Raw genomic sequence first — 21,361 nt, forward strand, 5'->3', positions numbered from 1 at the left:
TCGTGGGAACTGATTCCTCCTGAAAGCTGTCCTAGGTGGCATGCGAGGGGGTGTGCGCACGATGCAGGTATCGCAGATGCGCGAGGTCGCCGTGGTCGTCGGGGTCGCCACCGCCGGGGTGGTGACCGTCGCACTGATCGTCATCGGGCCGCTCGCCGCCGCCGACGGGCCGCGATATCCGCAGGTGACGGAGCTCCACCCACCACCACAACCGCAGCCTTGAGGAAGCTTTGGCAGTCCGGGCATCGGGCTGCGACACTGACTGTGAGATGACCGAGCAGCGTTCGCCCTGGGCTGAGCCCGACACGCAGATCGTGGTCGAGCCTGTGCGTCCTTCGCCGACCGTTCAACGGCCGGCGGGCGAGCCGCGTGCCGCGTCGGGGTATCGGTCCGGAAATGTCTCCGGTCTGGGCGTGCCGCCCGTGGTGCCGCCGCCCGACGTGCTGATCGGCGGGCCGGACGACGACGACCCGATCCGGCGCAACAAGCGGATCATGAAGTGGCTGGGCGGCGGCGCGATCGCGGTCGTCGTCATCGGCCTGGTCGTCATCCTCGCCTCGGTCATGACCAACAACGCGACGACGCCCGGCGGGATCTTCGCCGGCAAACCCGACTCGCCCAGCGACACGCGCCCGGAGCTGGCCCGCCGCTGCCCGCCGCCGAGCATCCCGCCCGAGCGGCCCAACCAGCAGGTGCCTCCGGCCCCGGCCGGGCCGCGGACCGCCGACGAAGAGGCGGGCATCTCCTACAAGGAGTACGGCGACCCGTGGTCCCCTTGGGACGCGGCCTGGGTCGACCGGGGTGAGCTCAAGGTGACCTACCGTGTCGGCCAGCACTTCGTCACCGAGCCCAACTACGGCGGGGGCGGCAGCGACTACCACGCCACGATCCTGTCCGGGCACGTCCCGGCCGCGGTCAACGACGGCCTGGTGCTCGACCTCAAGTGCATCGGCGACCAGATCGCCGCCGACGTGCGGGTGAGCTTCTACCCCGACAGCAACCAGCTCGAGCCGATCGAAGCGAAGGACCTGGAGCTCGGCGGCCGGCCGGCCCGGCTGATCAAGTTTCGCCTGCACTTCTCCCAGCCCGGTCTCAAGGCCAAGAGCGAGCTGGTCTCGATCGCGCTCGTCGACGTCGGCCGGGTCGAGGCCGCGATCCTTTACGTGTCGATCCCCGACACGCACCGTCAGTTCGACTACGTGGCGGACGAAGCCCCGGAGAGCGTCCGGCCGATCTAGCGCCACTGCCGTCCGCCAGCTCTCATGGCGCGTCGATCTTGCAGTTGTGGTGCCTAACAAACCGGGCATCCAGGGAGTGTTCCGGCACCACAACTGCAAGATCGGCGAAGGGGAGACCGGGTCGAGTGGCGTCACTTGCGTCGATCCGGCACGCTATCGCGCATGAAACAGCCGCTGGCCCTCGCGGTGGTCCTCGGGACGGTTGTCGTGCTCGGCGCCGGCAGTCCCGCAAGCGCGGACGTCATCCGTGACGATCAGTGGCACCTCAAGTACCTCAAGGTGGCCGAAGCCAACCAGCGCAGCCGCGGCGACGGGGTGACGGTCGCGATCGTCGACAACGGCGTCGATCGCAGCCATCCCGACCTCACCGGCGGCATCCTCGACCCGGTGTTCGTCACCGACACGCCCAACGCCAGCGGCATCGACGACGACGGCCACGGCACCGCCCTCGCCGGCCTCATCGCCGGCCGGGGCCACCCCGACGAGCGCAGCGGCGACGAGCACGGCGCCGGCGTGATCGGCGTCGCGCCCGGCGCGCGCATCCTGCCGGTGGTCATCGGCCGCCCGGCGAGCCCCGACCCGGATGCCGGCGTGGGCCCCGACCAGCTCGCGGACGGCATCGCTCTGGCCGTCCGGCGCGGCGCGAAGATCATCGTGGTGGGCTACTCCGTCGGCGCGAGCGATCGGCTCCGGCAGGCGGTCCGCGACGCGCAGGAGCGGGACGCCATCGTGGTCGCCTCCGACGGCAACCAGCCCAGCCGGGCCTTCGAGCCGTATCCGGCCGCGTACGACGGCGTTCTGGCGGCGGTACCGCTGACCCGTGCCGGCGACGTCCGGGTCCGGTCCGACAGCGGACGGAGCCTGGGTCTCGGCGTGCCCGGCGATCAGATCATGACCACGAACAGCGGCGGCGGCTACCGCGTCGACGACGGCAGTGCGTCGGTCGGCCTGCTGGCCGGGGCGGTCGCGCTGCTGCGCTCCGCCTATCCGGGGCTGTCCGCCCCCGAGATCGTGCGCCGGCTGGCCCTGACCGCGGTCGACGCGGGCGCCAAGGGCCCGGACCGCGAATACGGACTCGGCCGTCTCGACCTCGTGCCGGCGCTGACGAGGAACCTGCCGGCGCCCTCGCCGTCGGCCAGCCCGCAGCCGACCGCCAGCGCGAGCCCGTCGCCCGAGCCGCAGGCCGCGCCGAAGCCGCCGCGCTCCCGTGGCCAGCTCGGATGGCTGCTCAGCCTGCCGCTCGTCGCCGTGATCGCGGTCCTCGCGCTCTACGCGGTGCGGAGCGAACAACGGATCAGCGCGTCCACGACCGGAACGGAGAGGGACGGAACTGAGCCGGACCAGATAGATTCGGTGCGTGCCTCGTCGTAGTGCCGCTGTGCGGATCCCGGCTTCCAAGTATCCTGTCGAGCGCCTCACCCTGCCCAATGGCTTGCGGGTGGTGCTCACTCCTGACCGTGCCGCCCCCGTCGTCGGCGTGGCGGTGGTCTATGACGTCGGCATCAGATCCGAGCCCGAAGGGCGCACCGGCTTCGCGCACCTGTTCGAGCACCTGATGTTCCAGGGCTCGGAGAGCCTCGAGAAGCTGGCCCATTTCCGTTACGTGCAGGGTTCCGGCGGCACGTTCAACGGCTCGACGCATTTCGACTACACCGACTACTTCGAGACGCTGCCGTCCAATGCGCTGGAGCGGGCACTCTTCCTTGAGGCCGACCGCATGCGGTCGCCGCGCCTGACGGAGGAGAACCTCCGCAACCAGGTCGACGTGGTCAAGGAGGAGATCCGGGTCAACGTGCTGAACCGGCCGTATGGCGGGTTCCCGTGGCTGCGGCTGCCCCCGGTCATGTTCGACACGTTCGCCAACGCGCACGACGGCTACGGGTCGTTCGACGATCTCGAATCGGCGACCGTCGCCGACGCCGCCGACTTCTTCGACCGCTATTACGCCTGCGGCAACGCCGTTCTGGCGGTCTCCGGCGACTTCGACGTGGCGACGGCGACCGAGCTGATCGAGCGGCACTTCGGTGACGTGCCCGCGCGACCCGCCCCGGTGCGCCCCGACTTCGCCGAGCCCGACCTGACCGCCGAGCGCCGTTCCTCCTACGAGGATCGGCTGGCGCCCCTGCCGGCGGTCGCGGCGGCGTGGCGGATCCCGGACCCGGTCAACGACCTGCGGGCCTATCTCCCGTATGTCGTGCTGGCCGAGGTGCTCACCGACGGCGACGCGTCCCGTCTCGTCGAGCGCCTGGTCCTGCGGGACCGCTCGGTCACCAGCGTCGGCGGTTACGTCGGGTTCATGGGTGAGCCGTTCGCGGTGCGCGACCCCACCGCCCTGATCCTCCAGGCCCACCTTCCTCCGGGCGGCGATGTCGACAAGGTGCTGCGCAGCATCGAGGAGGAGTCCGTGCGGATCGCCACCGACGGGCTCGCGCCGGACGAGCTGAGCCGCACCCAGGCCCGCATGGCCACCCACCTGCTGCGCGACACCGACGCGGTGCTCGGCCGCGCCCTGCAGATGGCCGTTCTTGAGCAGCAGCGCGGCGAGCCGGAGCTGCTCAACCAGTTGCACACGCTGATCGGTGAGGTGACCGAGGAGCAGATCGTCGCCGCCGCGGCCGAGCTGGTCCCGTCCCGCCGCGCCGCGGTCGAGGTCATCCCCGGAGGAGCCAAGTGACTGTCGCAACCCCCGTCCGGACCCTTCCGGTGCTCGGGCCCAACCGCCCGCTGAAGCTGCCCAAGGTTGTCGAGCAGACGCTCGACAACGGGCTGACCGTCATCGCGCTGCGCCGCTCGTCGGTGCCGCTGGTGGAGATCCGGTTGCGGGTGCCGTTCGCCAAGGCGAACCTGGCCCGGGCCGCGATGCTCACCCAGACGGTGCTGTCCGGCACGTCGACGATGTCGACCGTGGACATCGCCGCCGAGCTGCAGAAGGTCGGCGGCGGCCTGTCCGCGGGCGCCGACCCCGACCGGCTGCTCATCTCCGGCAACGCGCTCGTCGGCGGGCTCGACCGGCTGCTCGACATCCTCGCCGAGGTGCTCACCGACGCCAGCTACCCGGCCGACGAGGTGGGCACCGAGCGTTCGCGCCTGGTGGACCGGATCCGGGTGGCGCAGACCCAGCCGAGCCACCTTGCCCGGGTCGCGCTGCTCAAACGGATGTACGGCAAGCACCCGTATGCCGTCCAGACGCCCACGCCGGAGCAGGTGGAGGCGGTCACGCCGGCCGGCCTGCGCACCCTGCACGCCGAGCGGCTCCACCCGGCCGGCGCGACGCTGGTCATCGTCGGTGACATCGCGCCGGAGAAGGCGATCGCCGCCGCCGAGCGCATGCTGTCGAAGTGGGACGGCGGCGGCAGCGAGATCGAGCTGCCGCCGGCACCGCCGCTCAAGCCGGGGCCGCTGACCCTGGTCGACCGGCCCGGCTCGGTGCAGTCGTCGGTGCGCCTGGCGCTGCCGGCGGTGTCCCGCAGGCACCCGGACCACGCCGCGCTGCAGTTGGCCAATCTGGTCTTCGGTGGCTACTTCTCGTCCCGCTGGGTGGAGAACATCCGCGAGGACAAGGGGTACACGTACGGGCCGCACTCGCTCGTCGAGCACGCCGTCGCCGGGTCCGCCCTGGTCGTCGCGGCCGAGGTGGCGACGGAGGTGACCGGGCCGGCGCTGCTCGAGACGTTGTACGAGCTGGGCCGCCTCGCGAGCCTTCCACCGAAGGAGGAGGAGCTGGAGCAGGCACGGCAGTATGCGCTGGGCACCCTCCAGCTCGGCATGTCGACGCAGGCGGGCCTGGCCGGTCTGGTCTCGACGTATGCGGGCTTCGGGCTGCGGCTGGACTACCTGGCCGAGCACGCCGCCAAGCTGGCCCGGGTCAGCCGGGACGAGGTGGCCGCGGCGGCGACGGAGTACCTCGCGCCGGCGAAGGCCGCCGCCGTGGTGCTCGGCGATGCCGAGCAGATCGAAACGCCGCTCGGCGCCCTGACCGCCGTGACCCGAGCGGCTTCATGACGTCGGTGGAATCTGCCCGGTCCGGCCCGCCGTTCACGCGCGGCATGCTGGACCGGGCGGCGCATCGCCGTACCGATGCCGCTTGGTTGTCCGAAGCGTGGTCGCGGGCGCGCGTCGTCGTGGTCGACGACGGCCACGTGCTGGTCGACCCCGGCAACCCGCCGGAGCTTGTGCTGATCGACTCCGCCGAGGCGCCGCAGGGCGAGCGGTTCTTCCTGGGGGAGGAGCCCGGCGGCACGGTGTATTTCGCGGTGGCCGCCGACGTCTTGCCGATGCCCGGCACGCGCCGGGTCGACCTGCGGCAGGTCGGCCACTTGCTGCCCGACCTGCCGGCCGGGCTCTTCGTCACCGCGGTCGCGCTGGCCAACTGGCACTCCCGCCATCCGTTCAGCCCACTGAGCGGCAAGCTGACCACACCCGCGCAGGGCGGCTGGGTGCGGACGACCGAGGACGGCACCGAGACGCTGTGGCCGCGCACGGATCCGGCGGTGATCATGCTGGTCCACGACGACGTCGCCGGGCCGGAGGGTCGTTGCCTGCTCGGCAGCAGCACGCGATGGGTCAACGTCAGCGGCATCCGGCGGTATTCGACCCTGGCGGGCTTCGTGGAGCCGGGGGAGTCCGCCGAGATGGCGGTCGCCCGTGAGGTCCTCGAAGAGGTCGGCGTGCGGGTCGGCGACGTCCGGTATGCCGCGAGCCAGCCCTGGCCGTTCCCCGGCTCGCTGATGCTCGGCTTCCACGCCACGGCACCGGTCGGCGCCCAGGTGCAGGTCGACAACGAGGAGATCGTCGAGGCCCGGTGGTTCACGCGCACGGAGATCGCCGCGGTGCTGGAGGGCCGGTCGCGGGACTTCGGGCTGCCGTTCCCCGCGTCCATCGCCCACTATCTGGTCACGTCGTGGCTCGGTTGAGCGCGGCCGCGTGCCACCTGGTGCACCAGGTGTCGAGCACGCCGGCCGCGTGTGCCGAGGTCACCTCGCGGATGTCGTAGTCGACCTTCGGTACCGACAAGGCGTTGGTCGGATGCCACGCCATGTCCCGCCAGAGGGCCTCCTCGGTCACGTCCCCCGCCGGAGTGACCGTCCTGCGCAGCAGGGACAGCGGCGAGTCCGGCGTCGATTCGTCGTCGACGCGGACGAAGTACGTGATGAGCAGCCTCGGCCGGGGCGGCGGTCCCGATCGCCAGGCGGCGAGCGCGTCCTCGGTCAGCCGCGCGTCAGGCGGCGGCGCGGACGCGCGGTAGCTCCGGGCGCGCATGTAGCCGAGGAGATCCGGCTCCGGCGCGAGCCCCTGCTTGAGGATCTCGGTGACGAACCGCTCGGGCCACAGCCACACGCCGTCGGTGTGCAGCACGTCGGGGCCGTGGCCACGGCTGATCGTGGTGCCGCCGGACAGGTAGTCCGCGATGCGCCGCCGGCGGTCCGGATCGGCCACCCGCGGCCGCTCGGGCGCGTGGTGCGGCCGGGGACCGCCGACGGCGAAGTCGCGTGCAACCCGCATGATGGGCGCCTCCCCAGGTGTCCCTGCCAGCCACCGTAGCGAGTCGACGCCGCTTCGTGAAGGGTCAGCTACGGACCGCTTCGGCGAGTTTGGCCTTCACCTGGACGATCGTCGGGTTGGTCATGGCGGTGCCGTCGTCGAAGCGCACCGTCGGGACGGTCTGGTTGCCGCCGTTGACGCTCTCGACGTACTTGGCCGCCGCGGGATCCCGCTCGATGTCCACCACCTGGAACTGGATGCCCTCGCGGTCGAGCTGCGACTTGAGGCGGTGGCAGTACCCGCACCACGTGGTCGAATACATGGTGATCATGAGCTGTTGTTCCTCCTGGCGGGTGCGCGTCATGACATTGCGATCGCGATAACGTCATACCCGGCTGAGATGATGCCGGGTTGTGGCGGATTCCTCAGACATCTTGGCGGGTCTCGACCCGGAGCAGGCGTCGGCGGTGACGGCGCCCGCCGGGCCGCTGTGCATCCTGGCCGGCGCCGGCACCGGGAAGACGCGGGCGATCACGCACCGCATCGCCCACCGTGTCCGTTCCGGCGAGGTCCGTGCCGGGCACGTCCTCGCCGTCACGTTCACCGCGCGCGCCGCCGCCGAGATGCGCGCCCGCCTCGGCCAGCTCGGCGCCGACGGCGTGCCGGCTCGTACGTTCCACTCCGCCGCGCTGCGCCAGGTGCGATATTTCGCACCCCGGCTCTTCGCCGGCCGCGAGATGCCCGAGCTGCTCGACAGCAAGGCCCGGCTGGTCGGCCTGGCCGCGACCCGCGCCGGGCTGAAGACCGACCGCGCCGCGGCGCGCGACCTCGCCGGTGAGATCGAGTGGGCCAAGGCGTCGCTCGTCGAGCCCGACGACTACGCGGTCGCCGCGGCCAAGGCGCTGCGCGAGCCGCCGTTCGACGCGGCGAAGGTCGGCCAGGTGTACGCGCACTACGAGCGGATCAAGCGGGCCCAGGGCGTCATCGACTTCGAGGACATGATCCGCGCCGCGATCTGGGCGATCGAGGAGCACGAGGACGTCGCGGCGCAGATCCGCTCGCAGTATCGGCACTTCGTCGTCGACGAGTACCAGGACGTCAACCCGATGCAGCAGCGCCTGCTCGACGCGTGGCTCGGCGACCGCGACGACGTGACCGTGGTCGGCGACGCCAGCCAGACGATCTATTCGTTCACCGGGGCCAGCGCGGCGTACCTGGTCGGCTTCAAACGCCGCCACCCGGATGCCAGGGTGGTCCGGCTGGTGCGGGACTACCGCTCCACCCCGCAGGTCGTCGGCCTCGCCAACGCGGTCATCTCGCGGGCTCGCGGTGATCTGGCGAAGCTGCGCCTGGAGCTGGTCGGGCAGCGCAAGCCCGGACCCGAGCCGACCGTGCGGGTCTTCGCCGACGAGCCGGAGGAGGCCGCGGCCGTGGCGGCCCGGTGCGCCGACCTCATCGCCGCCGGCACGCCACCGCGCGAGATCGCGGTGCTGTTCCGCGTCAACGCCCAGTCGGAGGTGTACCAGGAGGCGCTCGCCGAGGCGGGCGTGCCGTATGTGGTGCACGACGCCGAGCGGTTCTTCGACCGGGCCGAGATCCGCCAGGCGATGATCGCGCTCCGCGTGGCGACGCGGACGGCGCCCGGACAGGAGGCCGCGCTCCTCGACGTTGTCGTCCAAGCCCTGGAGGGCGTCGGGTGGCGGCCCGACGCGGCGCCGGCCGGCGGGGCGATGCGTGAGCGGTGGGAGGCGGTGGCCGCACTCGTCACGCTCGCCGAGGGCATGCCGGGACGCAGCCTCGAGGAGTTCACCGAGGAGCTGTCGCGGCGGGCCGCCCTCCAGCACGTGCCGACCGTCGACGGGGTGACGCTGTCGTCGCTGCACTCGGCCAAGGGCCTGGAGTGGGACGCGGTGTTCCTCGTCGGCCTCGCCGAGGGGACGCTGCCGGTCATCCACGCCCGCACACCCGACGCGGTGGAGGAGGAGCGGCGGTTGCTCTACGTGGGGGTGACCCGGGCGCGGCACACCCTCTGGCTGTCGTATGCGGCGGCCCGCTCACCCGGCGGCCGCGCCCGGCGGCCATGTCGCTTTCTGCCCGCGCTCGACCCGTCCCGTCCGGCGACACCCGCACCCAAGGGCACGGTGGCCGGCCGGGTGAAACGGGTCATGGCGGTCTCCTGCCGCGTCTGTGGCACCGGGCTCGTCAACGGCGTCGACCGCAAGCTCGGCCGCTGCTCGACCTGTCCGTCGGATCTCGACGAGGAGCTGCTGAGCCGGCTGGTCGACTGGCGCGCCCGCCTGGCAGGGGTCCAGAAGGTACCCCCGTTCGTGATTTTCACCGACGTCACCCTCGCCGCGATCGCCGAGCGGCGGCCCGCCCGGCGCGAGGAACTGGCCGTCATCGCGGGCATCGGACCGCGCAAACTCGGCCTCTACGGCGACGACGTCCTCGCGCTGGTGGGTGGCACAACGGTGGACAATCTTGTGGGTGTCGATGGATAGAAAAGTGACAAGGACTTTCTCCCGAAATTCGATTGCCCTACCGTCGAGGGACGGCATAGCCTGCGAACACGACGCCGGAGGACCGGCCGTCGACACGTGACTAGCGCAGAAAGAAGGTGGCACCGGTGAAGCTCTATCTGACCAGAGAGCGTCAATCGGCGCTGCTTGCTGTCTGCCCGTCGTTGACCGCGTCGGTGTGCCATCTCGCGCCGCCGTCGGTCCCGGCTCCGTGGCACGAGTCTGCCCTTGGCGGCATCGCCGTCGAGCGGACCACGGTTGCGGCGGTCGTCCCGGTTCAGGCCTCGGTCCCGGCCGTCGCCTCCGTTGTTCCCGTCTCCGCCCTGGTTCCGTCGGCGTCCGTCGCGGCGCTGGCTACCGGGTCGGTCCGGGGCGACAGGGCGGTTCGGATCGACGGACTAGGCGGCGGCGACATGGTCGACGCGGAGCGCGGTGCTGCGGATTCGCAGGTGCCGGCTCAGCTCGGCGGGCGTGGGATCCAGGTTCAGGGGACCAGTGGATTCACCGCCAAGCATGACATGACGGCTCCGAAGCCCAATGGCGGAGTCCGCGGCATACCACCTCGAGGCAGGCCGGTCTAAAAAGACCGTCTCCGGCTCACCTCGAGGCCGCGGAACCCGACACCGGGATCCGCGGCCTCATTCATTTGCACCGACGATCACACCAAACGATCGACAAACAGAAAGGGGTGACCGGGATGAGCCTGGCCTTGGCATCGATCGACGTGCGTGTCGAGTCGGCCTCGGACGAGCGTCTTCGCGTCGCTGCGCGAGGCGTCAAGTCCGACCTGCCGTGCCGCACCTTCGACCCGGACCTGTGGTTCGCCGACTCGCCGGCCGAGCTCGAGCTGGCCAAGTCGCTCTGCGTGGAATGCCCGCTCCGTGCCGAGTGCCTTGCCGGCGCGATCGAGCGCGCCGAGCCCTGGGGCGTCTGGGGTGGCGAGATCTTCGAGCGCGGCGCCGTGGTCCCGCGGAAGCGTCCGCGGGGTCGTCCGCGCAAGGAGGACGTCGCGCGCGACGCCGTCCTTCGGGTCGAAGTTGCTGCTCGTACCGCGGCCGTGACCGCGGGAGTGGCGGCCTGACATGAACGCACATCTGTTGCCAGCCAGCCGAGGTCTGCGGAACACGCGGCCGACCCGGCTCCGTCACACCGACCTTCGCACCAACCGACCCAGGAGCATCGTCATGTCCTTGCAACTTCTCCATGAAGCACTGTCACGCGCGCGAATGCGTCGGCCTCAGGCTGTACAGCACGCTGAGGCTTACCCGTCCGCCCGTCAGATCGCCATGCGCGCCCGGCGCGAGCAGGAGCGTCTGCTGAGCCGACACTGATTTCGGCTCCTCCGACACGGCGGGCCCTTCCCCGGTCTGGGGAGGGCCCGCCCTTCCGCAGCTCCGTCGTCAGGCTGCGTCGTCGGCGGTCTTGCGCCGCCGCGGCCGCTTCGGCTGCTTCGGCGGCTTCGCCACCGTGGCGATCTTCTTCGTCGGCTCGGGCTCGGTGCCCGGCTCGGCGAAGCCCGGCAACCAGCGCTCGATGATCGCGCGGTACTCCGCCTTCGCCTCCAATTGGCACAGCACGCCGATCGAGCCGAGCGTGACGCGGTGGGTCAGCATGTACGACGGTGGGAGGTTGAGCTGACGACTCAACGCATAGGCCGGGCTCTTCGGGTTGGCCAGCCGGCCCGCCTCGGCCCGCAGCCAGGCCCGCGTGAAGCGGAACTCCGGCTCGGCGATCGGATCCAGCATCGGCCTGATGTAGGCCAGCACCGCCTCGGCGTCGATGTCGCCGTCGTTCTTCAGGAAGCCCTCGCCTTGCAGGCCCGCCAGCACCCCTTGGGCGTCGCCGGACAGCGCCAGCCGGGTCAGCCGGCCGATGATCTCCGGGTGCCCACCGGGCAGCCGTGCGACCGCACCGAAGTCGAGGACGCCGAGCCTGCCGTCAGGCAGCACGCGGAAGTTTCCCGGATGCGGGTCGGCGTGCAGCAGCTCGGCCCGCGCCGGCGCGGAGAAGTGCAGCAGCGCCATCAGCCCGCCGGCGTGGTCCCGCTCCTCCTCGGTGCCCGAGGCGATGATCGTCGACAGCGGCGTGCCGTCGACCCACTCCGTCACCAGCACCCGCGGTGACGAGCTGAGCACCTCGGGCACGAAGATGTCGGGATCGCCGGCGAACGCCGCCGCGAAGGCGGACTGCGAGCGGGCCTCCAGCTCGTAGTCGAGCTCCTCGGTGACCCGGTCGCGGATCTCCTGGACGAGCGGCTTCACGTCGAGGCCGGGCTGGATGGCCTTGAACAACCCGGCGAAGCGGGCCATCTGGTTGAGGTCCGCGCGCAGGGCGTCGCCCGCGCCCGGGTATTGCACCTTGACCGCCACCGGCCGGCCGTCGGCCCACAAGGCGCGGTGGACCTGGCCGATGCTCGCCGCGGCGGCCGGCTTGTCGTCGAACTCGGAGAACAGGTCGCGCCAGTCCTTGCCGAGCGACTCGGCCAGGACCTTGTGGACGCTGGCGGCGGGCAGCGGCGGTGCGGCCTCCTGCAACTTGGTCAGCGCGGCTCGATATGGCCCCGCGAGCTCCTCCGGCAGGGCTGCCTCGAAGACGGACAGCGCCTGCCCCATCTTCATGGCACCGCCCTTGAGCTGCCCGAGCACGCTGAAGAGATGCTCGGCGGTGCGGCGCTGGACATCGGCGGAAACCACGTCGGCGGCCATGCCGGTGACGCGCTTGCCGATGCCGAGCGCGGCGCGGCCGGCGAGCCCCAGGGGGAGTGACGCCAGCCGTGCGGTGCGGGCGACTGCGCCCCTAGGGATCTCGGTCACAAGTCATTCTTACCCGGTCGAGGCGATCCGACGACGGCGACGGCAGTCACAGCGTGGATGCGGCGCCCATTCTCGGCGCCGAAACTCGCCCGCACGCGGAATTTCCACGATCGCCGCCTCGGTGCGCGGGGCGGTCCCGTCCAGGAACGCCAGCACCTCGTCGGCGGCGAACGCGGCCCCGGCGAGGGCGGTCGTCGAGGCACATGGCTCCCCGTCGCGGACCGGCGTCGTGGCGAGCTGCGCGGCGAGCACGGGCCACGCCGGGTCTCGATCGCGCCGGTGCAGGTCGAGGCAGCGCCGGCAGGGCGAGCCGGCCGGCCGGACCAGCGGGCCCACCAGGACGGTGCCGAGGCGCACGGTTACGTCGAGCCGTGGGAGCGTGCTGAGTCGGACACCCCGTTTCGCCAGGGCCGACGGCTGGCGGTCGCCGACGCGCACGACGAAGTCGACGGCATCGGCCCGCACCGTCGAGACCTCGGCGTTCGGCGCGAACCGGATGATCGCCGTGGCGGTGGCGATCGCCCGCGAACAGTCGACGTCGTCGCTGCTCAGCCCGCCGACCAGCACGTCTGGCGCGGCCGTGATGCCATCGACGGCCGGGTCCACATGTCCGACCCCGGCCGCGGCGAGCACGGCCGCCAGCGGGGCTACCAGCGGCCCGTCACCGGCGACGACGACCTTGGCCGCGTGCCGCCGCCGCAGCACGTCGGCCGGACTGCGTCTTGCGTTGCCGCCGGGCTGGGCGCGCAGCCGGAGTCCGATGGCCGCCGCCTCGACGCTGAGGAGACGGTGCGCCTTCGCGGGAAGACCGGCGGGGACGAGTGCGTGCGCACCCACGACGAGGCCGGCCGCCCCCAGGGTGTGAACGAGGTCGAACACGTCACGCTCGTCCAGCCCGAGCGCTCCTGCCGCGGTGCGCAGGGCCCGCTCGGTGTGCGAGCCGTCGAGCAGGTCGAGGACGCGTGCCAGCTCGGGCTGACGGAACTCGAGGATGACCGCGGTGGCCGGATCGGTGCCGAGCTGGACCGTGTGCTCGTCGCGCCAGAGGCGTCGCAGGTTGGGCAGCAGCGTCGGTCGCATGGCGGCGAGCCTGCCAGAAGGCGGCCCTTGCCCGGCTGGTTGTCCACAGGTCTGTCCACTGCTGGCCGGGGTTATCCACAGTTGTTCACCAAGTTATCCACAACGAACCGTGTAAAAGTCGCAGAACGTGCGGGCCGGGTTGCGTTTTGGTGCGGCCTACTTCCGCCGCTGTCCGTGTCGGGCCGGGTTGGCCGGCGTCGCTGTCCGGCTCGGAAGCCGGGTTGGACACGCTGCTGTCGGGCTCGGGGGCCGGGTTGGCCGCGCCGTTGCACGGGAACGGAGCGGCCCCCCTCAGACGAACCATGGGCGAGCTGGACACGCCTGTGATAGTCGTCACTGCCGGGCCGGAGTGGCCTTTGACGCAACGGGCCGTTCGCACTGCTGGGCCCTGATCAGGCCGGTCGGCGACCTGGCAGCGCACGGCGTCACCGCCGAGGCGGAAAGTGGGCCACGGTCGGCTGGTCACCGCGCCAGGCGGCCGCGGCTCGCGTTGCGAGGCGATGAACCACCGGCTGCCGTCGTGGCCCGAGCCGGAGTGCCGTGATCCGGCGAACTGCCGTCCCCGGTTCGGCCCCCGTTGTTCCCCCACGGGCAGTCCACGCGGCCACACCGGGCCACCAGGAACCCGCCGACAGTGCCGAGCCCGCAAACCAAGACGGCCGCACAACCCCTGAACCCTGCCCGGCCGGGCAGAGCTGGCTGGGCCGGTGAACGCCGGCCAGCCTCCCCCCGAAGCCGCTGAGTGCGTGTCAGGCCTTGCCGAGGATCCGGTTGACCGTCGTGCCGCAGACCGGGCAGGCGCCCTTGGCCATCTTCATGCCGGTCTTCGAGATCGCGATCTCGCCCTCGAAGTCTCGCTTCTCCTTGCACTTGACGCAGTAGCCGTTGTAGGTCTCGGCCACGATGCCCTCCTCATCTCGTCCGGCACGCGGCGCGCACCGGTGCTGACCAGCTAGGCCAACGTGGTGAGTGTGCCTTGTCGGACACTCGGGGAAAGTGCGGTTACACGGGACACGCCGAGCGTAATCGGAAGATCTTCCCGCAACCGCACGGTACACACTATGCACAGCCTGGGGATAACCGTGTGCGTAACCCTGTGGGTAGCCATGGATGAAATACCCTGAGCGGCTGTCGACAGGCCCGACGACCGGTGGAATCTTTCCGGCGGAACCCCACGAAAGGGTGACTTACGGACCTGCTCCGGGAGATTGGGCCTTGCGAAGGCATGGCCGCCTACGGCTAGCGTTCCTCCGTGAGCGGTACCCGGATGGGGCCGGCATGACACGGAAGCCGGTCATCGAGGTGCGGCGCAGCAAGCGCCGCCGACGCACGGTGTCTGCCTATCGCGATGGTGAGCGGGTCGTCGTGCTGATCCCCGCGCAGTTCTCCCGTGCGGAGGAGCGCGAGTGGGTCGATCGCATGCTGGAGCGCCTCGCCGCCCGTGAGCAGCGCGCCCGCCGCACCGACGCCGAGCTGACCACCCGCGCGCAGCGGCTGGCCGCCCGCTATCTGCCCGACCACCCGGCGGCCTCCCGTCCGGCCAGCGTTCGCTGGGTGCAGAACCAGAACGGACGTTGGGGATCTTGCACGCCGGCAGACGGTACCATCCGCATCTCGCACCGCGTGCAGGAGATGCCCGACTGGGTCATCGACTACGTCCTGCTGCATGAGCTGTCGCACCTGGTGATCCCGAGCCACAGCAGCGCGTTCTGGGCGCTGGTCGCCCGCTACCCGAAGTCCGAACGGGCCCGGGGGTATCTTGAGGGGGTGTCAGCGGCAGCCGGTCTCGGGATCACCGAATGACGGTGGCGGCGGTCATCGCGCTCCTGGCCCCCGTGACCTGGTCGCCTCCGGGTGTCGACCCGGAGGCGTGGCGCGCGGCCCTGGCCGAGGACGTGGTCGACCTGCTCGCTCCGTTGCCACAGATCCAGCCCGCGATCGCCGCGACCGAGCCCGACCTGCCACTGGCGGCCAAGATCGCCTGGCCGTCGACGAGGATCTACCAGGTCGAGACGCCCACCATCCGGGCCGCCCTACACGCCGCCGCCCTCGACGGTCATGACAGAGCGGCAGTTGTACTGGCTGATGCGCCCGACCTCCCCGCCATGCTGATCGGCAAGCTCATCCGCCCGCTATCGACCCGCGCGCTGGCGGTCGCGCCGGCCCACGGCGGCGGGTTGCTCGGCGCGGCCGCGCGGCTGCCGGTGCCCGAGTGGCTGCCCGAGCTGGATGCCGAGGCCGGCGACGTCGCGACGGCCCGCCGGGCCGCACCGGAGGCGACGACGGTGGTGTCGGCGCCGGGCTGGCACCGTCTCCGCGGGTCGGACGACCTGCGCCGCCTCGATCCCGGCCTCGACGGCTGGGAGGCGACGCGCTCGCTGCTCAGCTAGGGTCGGTCGGCTTGTCCGGGCCGGTCTCGTCGTTGAACCCGAGATCGCCGAGGTCTAGCTGCGTTCGGGCGAACATGTCCGGGTCGGCGAATGCCTCTTCGTCGGGCAGCAGGTCGGGGTGGCCCCAGAGGGCGTCACGGCCGCTGATGCCCCGGTGCTCGGCCAGCGCGCTCCACAGTGCGGTGGCCTCACGGAGGCGGCGCGGCCGCAACTCGAGGCCGACCAGCGCGGCGAACGTCTGCTCCGCGGGGCCGCCGGCCGCGCGGCGGCGACGGAAGGCCTCCGACAGCCGGACCACGTCGGGCAGCCGGTCACCGGCGGCCCGGTCGACGACGTGGCAGACCCAGCCCTCGACGAGTGCCAGGGCGGTTTCCAGCCGGGCGAGCGCGGCCCGCTGCTGCGGCGTGTCCTCGGGCGTGAAGAGGCCCTCGAGCACCAGCTCCTGCGGGTCGCTGCTGAGCGTCGCCGGGTCGAGCCGGCTCATCGCCTCCTCGATCGCCTCGCGGTCGACGTGGATGCCGGCCGCATACGCCTCGACGGCCGCGAAGACGTGACCGCGCAGCCACGGCACGTGTCCGAACAGCCGCTGGTGGGCCGCCTCGCGCAGTGCGACGTAGAGCCGGACCTGGTCGTCGGGGATCTCCAGACCCTTGCCGTATTCGGCGATGTTGACGGGGACCAGCGCGGCCGTGCCGGCGGGGCCGAGGGGGAGGCCGATGTCGCCGGCGGAGAGCACCTCGGCGGCGAGCGAGCCGAGCGCCGTGCCGAGCTGCCCGCCGAGCAACGCGCCACCCAGGGAGGCCACCATCGAGGTCATCGGGCCCATCTGGGCGCGCATCTCCTCGGGCACGAGCTCGGTCATCGCGGACACCATGCGGGCCGCGACCGGGTCGCACAGCTTCTTCCAGACCGGCAGCGTCTGGTTGAGCCACTCGCCGCGGCTCCACGCGGACGTCGAGCGCACGCCCGAGGGGAGCGCCGACTCCGGCTCGAGCCACAGGTCGGCGATGCGCAGCGCCTCGATGACCGCCGTGCGCTCGACCGCGGTCACCGCGGGGTCGCCGACGGGCTTTGCCACGTCAGTGTCCGCCTCGGCGGCCGGCACCGGGGCGCCGGGCATCGCGAAACCCACCGGGAACTGCGCCATGCCGGCGGCCGGGCCGCCGCCGGTGAGGTGGGCCTGTGCCAACTGGCGGGCCAGATCCCAGTTGACCGGGCCGCCGCCGGGCGTGGCGAACAACTGCTGCAGTTGGCTCAGGAACTGCTGCATCTGGCGCGGATCATTGGGATCCGGCACGTCGCCGCCGGGCGGACCGAAGCCGAACGGGATGTCTGCGGGCATTCCACAACGGTACTCGCTTCCGGGTCTTGTCGGTCGGGAGCGCTAGGCTCGCCGCCATGAGACGTCGTGGCATCACCGTGTTGTTCGGCGCGCTGCTGCTGTTGGTGCTGTCCTGGCAGGCGACCGTGGTCAAGGTGCCGTATGTCGAGATGGGCCCCGGTCCGACGTACGACACCCTGGGCACCGACACCGGCAAGCCCGGCGGCAAGCCGATCATCAACGTGAGCGGCGTCGAGGCCACGAAGTCCAAGGGTCAGCTACGGATGACCACCGTGTCGGTCCAGCCTCAACTGACGCTGTTCGACGCGATGGTCGGCTGGTGGCAGGACGACCACGCCGTGGTGCCCCGCGAGCTCATCTACCCGCCCAACCGCACCCAGCAGCAGGTCGACGACGACAACGCGCGCGACTTCCAGGAGTCGCAGACCTCGGCGGAGACCGCCGCGCTGCGCAAGCTCGGTTACCCGGTGCAGGTGACCGTCAGCGAGGTGACCGAGGGCTTCCCCGCGCAGGGCCAGCTCATGAAGGACGACGTCATCAAATCGATCGACGGCACACCCGTCACGTCGGTCAACAAGCTCACCGAGCTGGTCCGGGCCAAGCCGGCCGACACGCCACGGGAGGTCGAGTTCACCCGCGGCGGCGAGACTCGCAAGGTCGGCATCGCGACCAAGAAGGGCGACGACGGCAACCCCCGCCTCGGTGTGACCGTCACCTCCAAGCAGCCCCACCCGTTCGAGCTGAGCATTCAGCTCGACCGCATCGGCGGCCCCTCGGCCGGCCTGATGTTCACGCTCGGGATCATCGACACCGTCGAGAAGGAGGACCTGACCGGCGGGCTGATCATCGCCGGCACCGGCACCATCGACGAAGACGGCACGGTCGGGCCGATCGGCGGCATCCCGCAGAAACTCGTCGCGGCGAAGGCCGCGAAGGCAAAGTACTTCCTGACCCCTGCGGCCAACTGCGCCGAGGCTGTGGACAACGCGCAGCCCGGGCTTCCGTTGGTCAAAGTGGACAATCTGGACCAGGCGCTGGACGCGCTGACGGCGCTCCGGGCCGGTCAGACGCCGACGCTGTGTAGTCGATGACTACGCTGGACGAGTTTCCATACGCGAACGGGCGGAGTCGACCGTGGTAATGCGGAACCCGATGACCAGGGTGAGCCGGCGTGGCCGAGTCACGATCGCCGTGCTGGTGGTCGTCTTCCTGCTGTTCACAGTGTTCGACCGGGTGGTCGGGGCATGGGCCGACTACCTGTGGTTCTCCGAGGTGAAATACACCCAGGTCTTCTCCGGGGTGCTCACGACACGCCTCTGGATGTTCCTGATCTTCGGGGTGGCGGTGGGGCTGGTCATCGCCGGCAACCTCTACCTCGCCTACCGCACGCGCCCCCTGCTGCGGCCGCACTCGGCGGAGCAGCACGCGCTCGATCGGTACCGGTTGTTCCTCCTGCCGCACATGACCGGCTGGATCATCCTGGTGGCCGCCCTCATCGCCCTGTTCTCCGGTCTCTCGGCCCAGGGGCACTGGCAGGAGTGGATGCTGTTCAGCAACAGCACCCCGTTCAACAAGACCGACGACCAGTTCCACGTCGACCTGTCGTTCTACGTCTTCGAGTACCCCTTCTGGCGCTATCTCCTCGGCGTGGCCTTCACGACCGTCGTCTTCTCGCTGCTCGGTGCGCTGGCACTGCACTACCTCTTCGGCGGCGTGCGCCTGCAGGGCGCCGGCGAGCGGATGACCGCCGCCGCCCGGGCGCACCTGACCGGCCTGGTCGCCGCGTTCGTGCTGCTGAAGGCCGCCGCCTACTTCCTCGACCGGCGGGGCCTGCTGCTCGACAAGTTCCCCACGCAGGAGCTCTACGGCGCGGGGTACACCAACGTCAATGCCCTCTTGCCGGCCAAGGAGATCCTGGCGTGGATCTCGATCGTCGTGGCGATCGCGATTCTCGTGTTCTCCAACGCGTTCATGCGAAACCTGGTATGGCCGGGCCTCGCGCTGGGGCTGCTCGCCCTGTCCGCGGTGGCGGTCGGCGGCATCTACCCGGCGGCGGTGCAGTCGTTCACGGTCAAGCCGAGCCAGTTGCAGAAGGAGTCCGATTACTTCGAGCGCGCCATCAAGGCGACGCGCGACGCGTACGGGCTCAACGAGGTCGAGATGAAGGACTACACGGCGGACAACCAGAATCCGCCGGCCGACCTCGCCAGCTCCAAGGACGAAACGGTCACCAACATCCGTCTCCTCGACCCCAACGTGGTCGGCGAGACGTATACGCAGCAGCAACAGGTCCGCGGCTTCTACGAGTTCAACCCGAAGCTCGACATCGACCGGTACACCATCGGCGGCAAGACCCAGGACTACGTCGTCGGCGTCCGCGAGATCCGCTACGACCAGCTCCAGCAGAACAACTGGCAGAACCGGCACAGCGTCTACACCCACGGCTACGGCTTCGTGGCGGCGCCGGCCAACGAGGTGGTCTGCAGCGGCCAGCCCTTCTACGTCTCCGGCTTCCTCAGCGACCAGGACAAGCCCGGTGACCAGGGCGGCCAGAAGTGCGCGTCGGACACCGACCTCATCCCGGTCAAGCAGCCGCGGATCTACTACGGCGAGCAGATGGGCGACGCCTACGCGGTCGTCGGGCGCGCCAGCGCCAACGACCGCAACGCCGAATACGACCGGCAGACCGCCGGTGAGGACCAGTACTCGACGTATGACGGCAGCGGCGGCGTGAAGGTCGGCTCCTTCGGGCGGCGCCTGCTCTACGCCGCGTACTTCCGCGAGACCAACTTCCTGCTGTCCGGCGTGCTCAACGACAACTCCAAGGTGCTGTACGTGCGGGATCCGGAGTCCCGCGTGCGCAAGGTCGCGCCGTTCCTGACCCTCGACAGCGACCCCTACCCGGCGGTCGTCGACGGCAAGATCCAATGGATCATCGACGGCTACACCACGTCGGCGACGTACCCGTACGCGCAGCGCATCAACTGGAACACCGCGATCCAGGACTCGTCGACCAGCGGCCGGCTGTTCCCGGAACCGCGCCAGGACGTGACGTACCTGCGCAACTCCGTGAAGGCGACGGTCGACGCGTACACGGGCGAGGTCGCCCTCTACGCCTTCGACGAGTCCGACCCGGTCCTCAAAACCTGGAACAAGGCCTTCGGCGGCAAGCTGGTCAAGCCGCGCTCGGCGATCTCGGCCGACCTGATGAACCACCTGCGGTACCCGGAGGACCAGTTCAAGGTCCAGCGTGATCTGCTCAGCCGGTTCCACGTCACGACGCCCGAGGGCTTCTTCTCCGGTCAGGACTTCTGGGAGGTCCCGAAGGACCCGGCGAACTCGACGGCCGACCAGCCGCCGTACTACATCGTCGCGAAGCTGCCCGGCCAGGGGAGCGCGCGGTTCCAGCTCACGGCCGCAATGGCGCCGCGCAAGCGGGGCAACCTGGCCGCGCTGATGTCGGCGTCGTACGTCGACGGCAAGCCGAAGTTCGAGGTGCTGGAGCTTCCGGCCAACACGGCCATCCAGGGCCCGAACCAGATGCACAGCGTCATGACCGGTATCTCCGATGCCCGGCGTGACCTGACCCAGTTCACGTCGAGCAACTCGGATGTGATCTACGGCAACCTCCTGTCGCTGCCCGTCGGCAACGGCATGCTCTACGTCGAGCCGATCTATCTGCGGACGAAGAACGACAAGACGTTCCCGACGCTGCAGAAGGTGCTGGTCGCGTACGGGCCGCAGTACAAGGCGTACGCCGACAACCTCACCGCCGGCCTCGAACAGTTGGTCAAACAGGTGAGCGGCCAGGTGCCGGTGCCGTCGACGGACGGCAGCACGGGCCAGCCGGCGAGCCCGCCGACCGGCAACCAGCCGAGCACCCCACAGGTGCAGGAGGCGATCGCCGCCATGAACAAGGCGATCGCCGACCTCAAGGCCGCACAGCAGTCGGGCGACTTCGAGGCGTACGGCCGGGCGCTCAAGGCCCTGCAGGACGCGATCGCGCGGTACGAGGCGGCGGTGAAGGCGGCCGGGGCGGCCCCGTCGGCCAGCGCCTCACCGAGCGTCTCGCCGAGCGTCTCGGGGTCACCCGGTGCCTCGCCGACGGTGAGCGTCGCCCCGTCCGGCTGACGACTCGGACATCGGCCGCCGAGGCCGGTGCGCACGCTCGCACCGGCCTCGGCCCAGCCTTCGGGTGATCCACAGCACGTGACCACCCGGCGATTTGGAAGTCGGGACGAGCGTGCGCTAATGTGAACAAGCCGACGCGGGGTGGAGCAGCTCGGTAGCTCGCTGGGCTCATAACCCAGAGGTCGCAGGTTCAAATCCTGTCCCCGCTACAAAGAGAAACGCCCCTCAGGATACCTGAGGGGCGTTTCGAGGTTTGATGAGCCGCCTTTTCTTGCGCTCGCTTCGCTCACTCCCGCCTGGTGGGGCTTCGCCCCACCCACACCCTCCTCGACAGTGCCGGCGTGGTCGGTGGCCTCGGGGCGCTCGT

19 protein-coding genes and 1 tRNA gene are annotated in these 21,361 nt (G+C 70.7%); 14 read left to right on the forward strand and 6 right to left on the reverse strand.

The features are described 5' to 3' along the window. The first annotated feature begins 61 nt into the window (after positions 1 to 61). The 6 genes from Drose_RS05085 to nudC all read left to right on the forward strand — a co-directional run bounded on the left by Drose_RS05085 (position 62) and on the right by nudC (position 6,151). Positions 62 to 223: a hypothetical protein gene (locus Drose_RS05085; RefSeq protein ID WP_260727007.1), complete on the forward strand. Its 162-nt coding sequence runs from the start codon at positions 62 to 64 to the stop codon at positions 221 to 223. Positions 224 to 269: 46 nt separating this feature from the next. Further along, on the forward strand, positions 270 to 1,238 hold the full coding sequence (locus tag Drose_RS05090) for a hypothetical protein (protein WP_260727008.1): 969 nt from the start codon (positions 270 to 272) through the stop codon (positions 1,236 to 1,238). Between the two features lie 162 nt (positions 1,239 to 1,400). Beyond that, the gene (locus Drose_RS05095; RefSeq protein ID WP_260727009.1) at positions 1,401 to 2,609 is read left to right on the forward strand and encodes a S8 family serine peptidase; all 1,209 of its coding nucleotides are present in this window, start codon (positions 1,401 to 1,403) and stop codon (positions 2,607 to 2,609) included. Between the two features lie 7 nt (positions 2,610 to 2,616). Beyond that, a complete protein-coding gene (locus tag Drose_RS05100; protein WP_390891416.1) occupies positions 2,617 to 3,912 on the forward strand; it encodes a M16 family metallopeptidase in 1,296 nt (431 codons plus the stop codon). After that, positions 3,909 to 5,240, forward strand: a complete 1,332-nt coding sequence (locus Drose_RS05105; protein WP_260727011.1) for a M16 family metallopeptidase — start codon at positions 3,909 to 3,911, stop codon at positions 5,238 to 5,240. Before Drose_RS05100 ends, Drose_RS05105 begins: the two co-directional genes overlap by 4 nt. Positions 5,241 to 5,245: 5 nt before the next feature. Then, positions 5,246 to 6,151, forward strand: a complete 906-nt coding sequence (gene nudC / locus Drose_RS05110; RefSeq protein ID WP_390891325.1) for an NAD(+) diphosphatase — start codon at positions 5,246 to 5,248, stop codon at positions 6,149 to 6,151. Here the strand turns inward: nudC and Drose_RS05115 are convergent. Both Drose_RS05115 and Drose_RS05120 read right to left on the reverse strand, forming a co-directional pair. After that, positions 6,132 to 6,740: a hypothetical protein gene (locus Drose_RS05115; RefSeq protein ID WP_260727013.1), complete on the reverse strand. Its 609-nt coding sequence runs from the start codon at positions 6,738 to 6,740 to the stop codon at positions 6,132 to 6,134. The two genes, nudC and Drose_RS05115, sit on opposite strands and share 20 nt — an antisense overlap. Positions 6,741 to 6,804: 64 nt before the next feature. Next, positions 6,805 to 7,050 (reverse strand): mycoredoxin, encoded by a 246-nt coding sequence (locus tag Drose_RS05120; RefSeq protein ID WP_260729616.1) that lies wholly within the window; start codon positions 7,048 to 7,050, stop codon positions 6,805 to 6,807. Between the two features lie 82 nt (positions 7,051 to 7,132). Here Drose_RS05120 and Drose_RS05125 point away from each other — a divergent pair, with 82 nt between their 5' ends. The 3 genes from Drose_RS05125 (at position 7,133) to Drose_RS05135 (ending at position 10,319) form a co-directional block, all read left to right on the forward strand. After that, a complete protein-coding gene (locus Drose_RS05125) occupies positions 7,133 to 9,220 on the forward strand; it encodes an ATP-dependent DNA helicase UvrD2 (protein ID WP_260727014.1) in 2,088 nt (695 codons plus the stop codon). Between the two features lie 125 nt (positions 9,221 to 9,345). Next, positions 9,346 to 9,819, forward strand: coding sequence for a hypothetical protein (locus tag Drose_RS05130; RefSeq protein WP_260727015.1), 474 nt, complete (start codon positions 9,346 to 9,348; stop codon positions 9,817 to 9,819). Between the two features lie 116 nt (positions 9,820 to 9,935). Next, a complete protein-coding gene (locus tag Drose_RS05135; RefSeq protein ID WP_313899997.1) occupies positions 9,936 to 10,319 on the forward strand; it encodes a WhiB family transcriptional regulator in 384 nt (127 codons plus the stop codon). Between the two features lie 319 nt (positions 10,320 to 10,638). On the opposite strand, the gene Drose_RS05140 is transcribed toward Drose_RS05135, so the two are convergent. From Drose_RS05140 to Drose_RS05150, 3 genes are all read right to left on the reverse strand, one after another. Further along, the gene (locus Drose_RS05140) at positions 10,639 to 12,051 is read right to left on the reverse strand and encodes an ABC1 kinase family protein (RefSeq protein WP_260727016.1); all 1,413 of its coding nucleotides are present in this window, start codon (positions 12,049 to 12,051) and stop codon (positions 10,639 to 10,641) included. Between the two features lie 9 nt (positions 12,052 to 12,060). After that, the gene (locus tag Drose_RS05145; RefSeq protein WP_260727017.1) at positions 12,061 to 13,131 is read right to left on the reverse strand and encodes a TOMM precursor leader peptide-binding protein; all 1,071 of its coding nucleotides are present in this window, start codon (positions 13,129 to 13,131) and stop codon (positions 12,061 to 12,063) included. Positions 13,132 to 13,880: 749 nt separating this feature from the next. After that, positions 13,881 to 14,036, reverse strand: coding sequence for a DUF5679 domain-containing protein (locus Drose_RS05150; protein WP_425516560.1), 156 nt, complete (start codon positions 14,034 to 14,036; stop codon positions 13,881 to 13,883). A 373-nt stretch (positions 14,037 to 14,409) separates the two neighbouring features. On the opposite strand from Drose_RS05150, the gene Drose_RS05155 reads away from it, so the two are divergent. After that, positions 14,410 to 14,934: a M48 metallopeptidase family protein gene (locus Drose_RS05155; RefSeq protein ID WP_260727018.1), complete on the forward strand. Its 525-nt coding sequence runs from the start codon at positions 14,410 to 14,412 to the stop codon at positions 14,932 to 14,934. Next, the gene (locus Drose_RS05160; RefSeq protein ID WP_260727019.1) at positions 14,931 to 15,521 is read left to right on the forward strand and encodes a hypothetical protein; all 591 of its coding nucleotides are present in this window, start codon (positions 14,931 to 14,933) and stop codon (positions 15,519 to 15,521) included. The genes Drose_RS05155 and Drose_RS05160 overlap by 4 nt, the downstream gene beginning before the upstream one ends. Here the strand turns inward: Drose_RS05160 and Drose_RS05165 are convergent. Continuing rightward, the gene (locus Drose_RS05165; RefSeq protein WP_260727020.1) at positions 15,514 to 16,863 is read right to left on the reverse strand and encodes a zinc-dependent metalloprotease; all 1,350 of its coding nucleotides are present in this window, start codon (positions 16,861 to 16,863) and stop codon (positions 15,514 to 15,516) included. The two genes, Drose_RS05160 and Drose_RS05165, sit on opposite strands and share 8 nt — an antisense overlap. A 56-nt stretch (positions 16,864 to 16,919) precedes the next feature. Between Drose_RS05165 and Drose_RS05170 the strand changes: the two genes are divergently transcribed. The 3 genes from Drose_RS05170 (at position 16,920) to Drose_RS05180 (ending at position 21,203) form a co-directional block, all read left to right on the forward strand. Next, a complete protein-coding gene (locus Drose_RS05170; RefSeq protein ID WP_260727021.1) occupies positions 16,920 to 17,954 on the forward strand; it encodes a YlbL family protein in 1,035 nt (344 codons plus the stop codon). Positions 17,955 to 18,015: 61 nt separating this feature from the next. Beyond that, positions 18,016 to 20,994: a UPF0182 family membrane protein gene (locus Drose_RS05175; RefSeq protein ID WP_390891326.1), complete on the forward strand. Its 2,979-nt coding sequence runs from the start codon at positions 18,016 to 18,018 to the stop codon at positions 20,992 to 20,994. A gap of 135 nt (positions 20,995 to 21,129) precedes the next feature. Then, positions 21,130 to 21,203: transfer RNA gene (locus tag Drose_RS05180), tRNA-Met, on the forward strand. Positions 21,204 to 21,361 lie beyond the last annotated feature (158 nt).

The sequence above is a fragment of the Dactylosporangium roseum genome (assembly GCF_025264685.1).
GTDB classification, from domain to species: domain Bacteria; phylum Actinomycetota; class Actinomycetes; order Mycobacteriales; family Micromonosporaceae; genus Dactylosporangium; species Dactylosporangium roseum.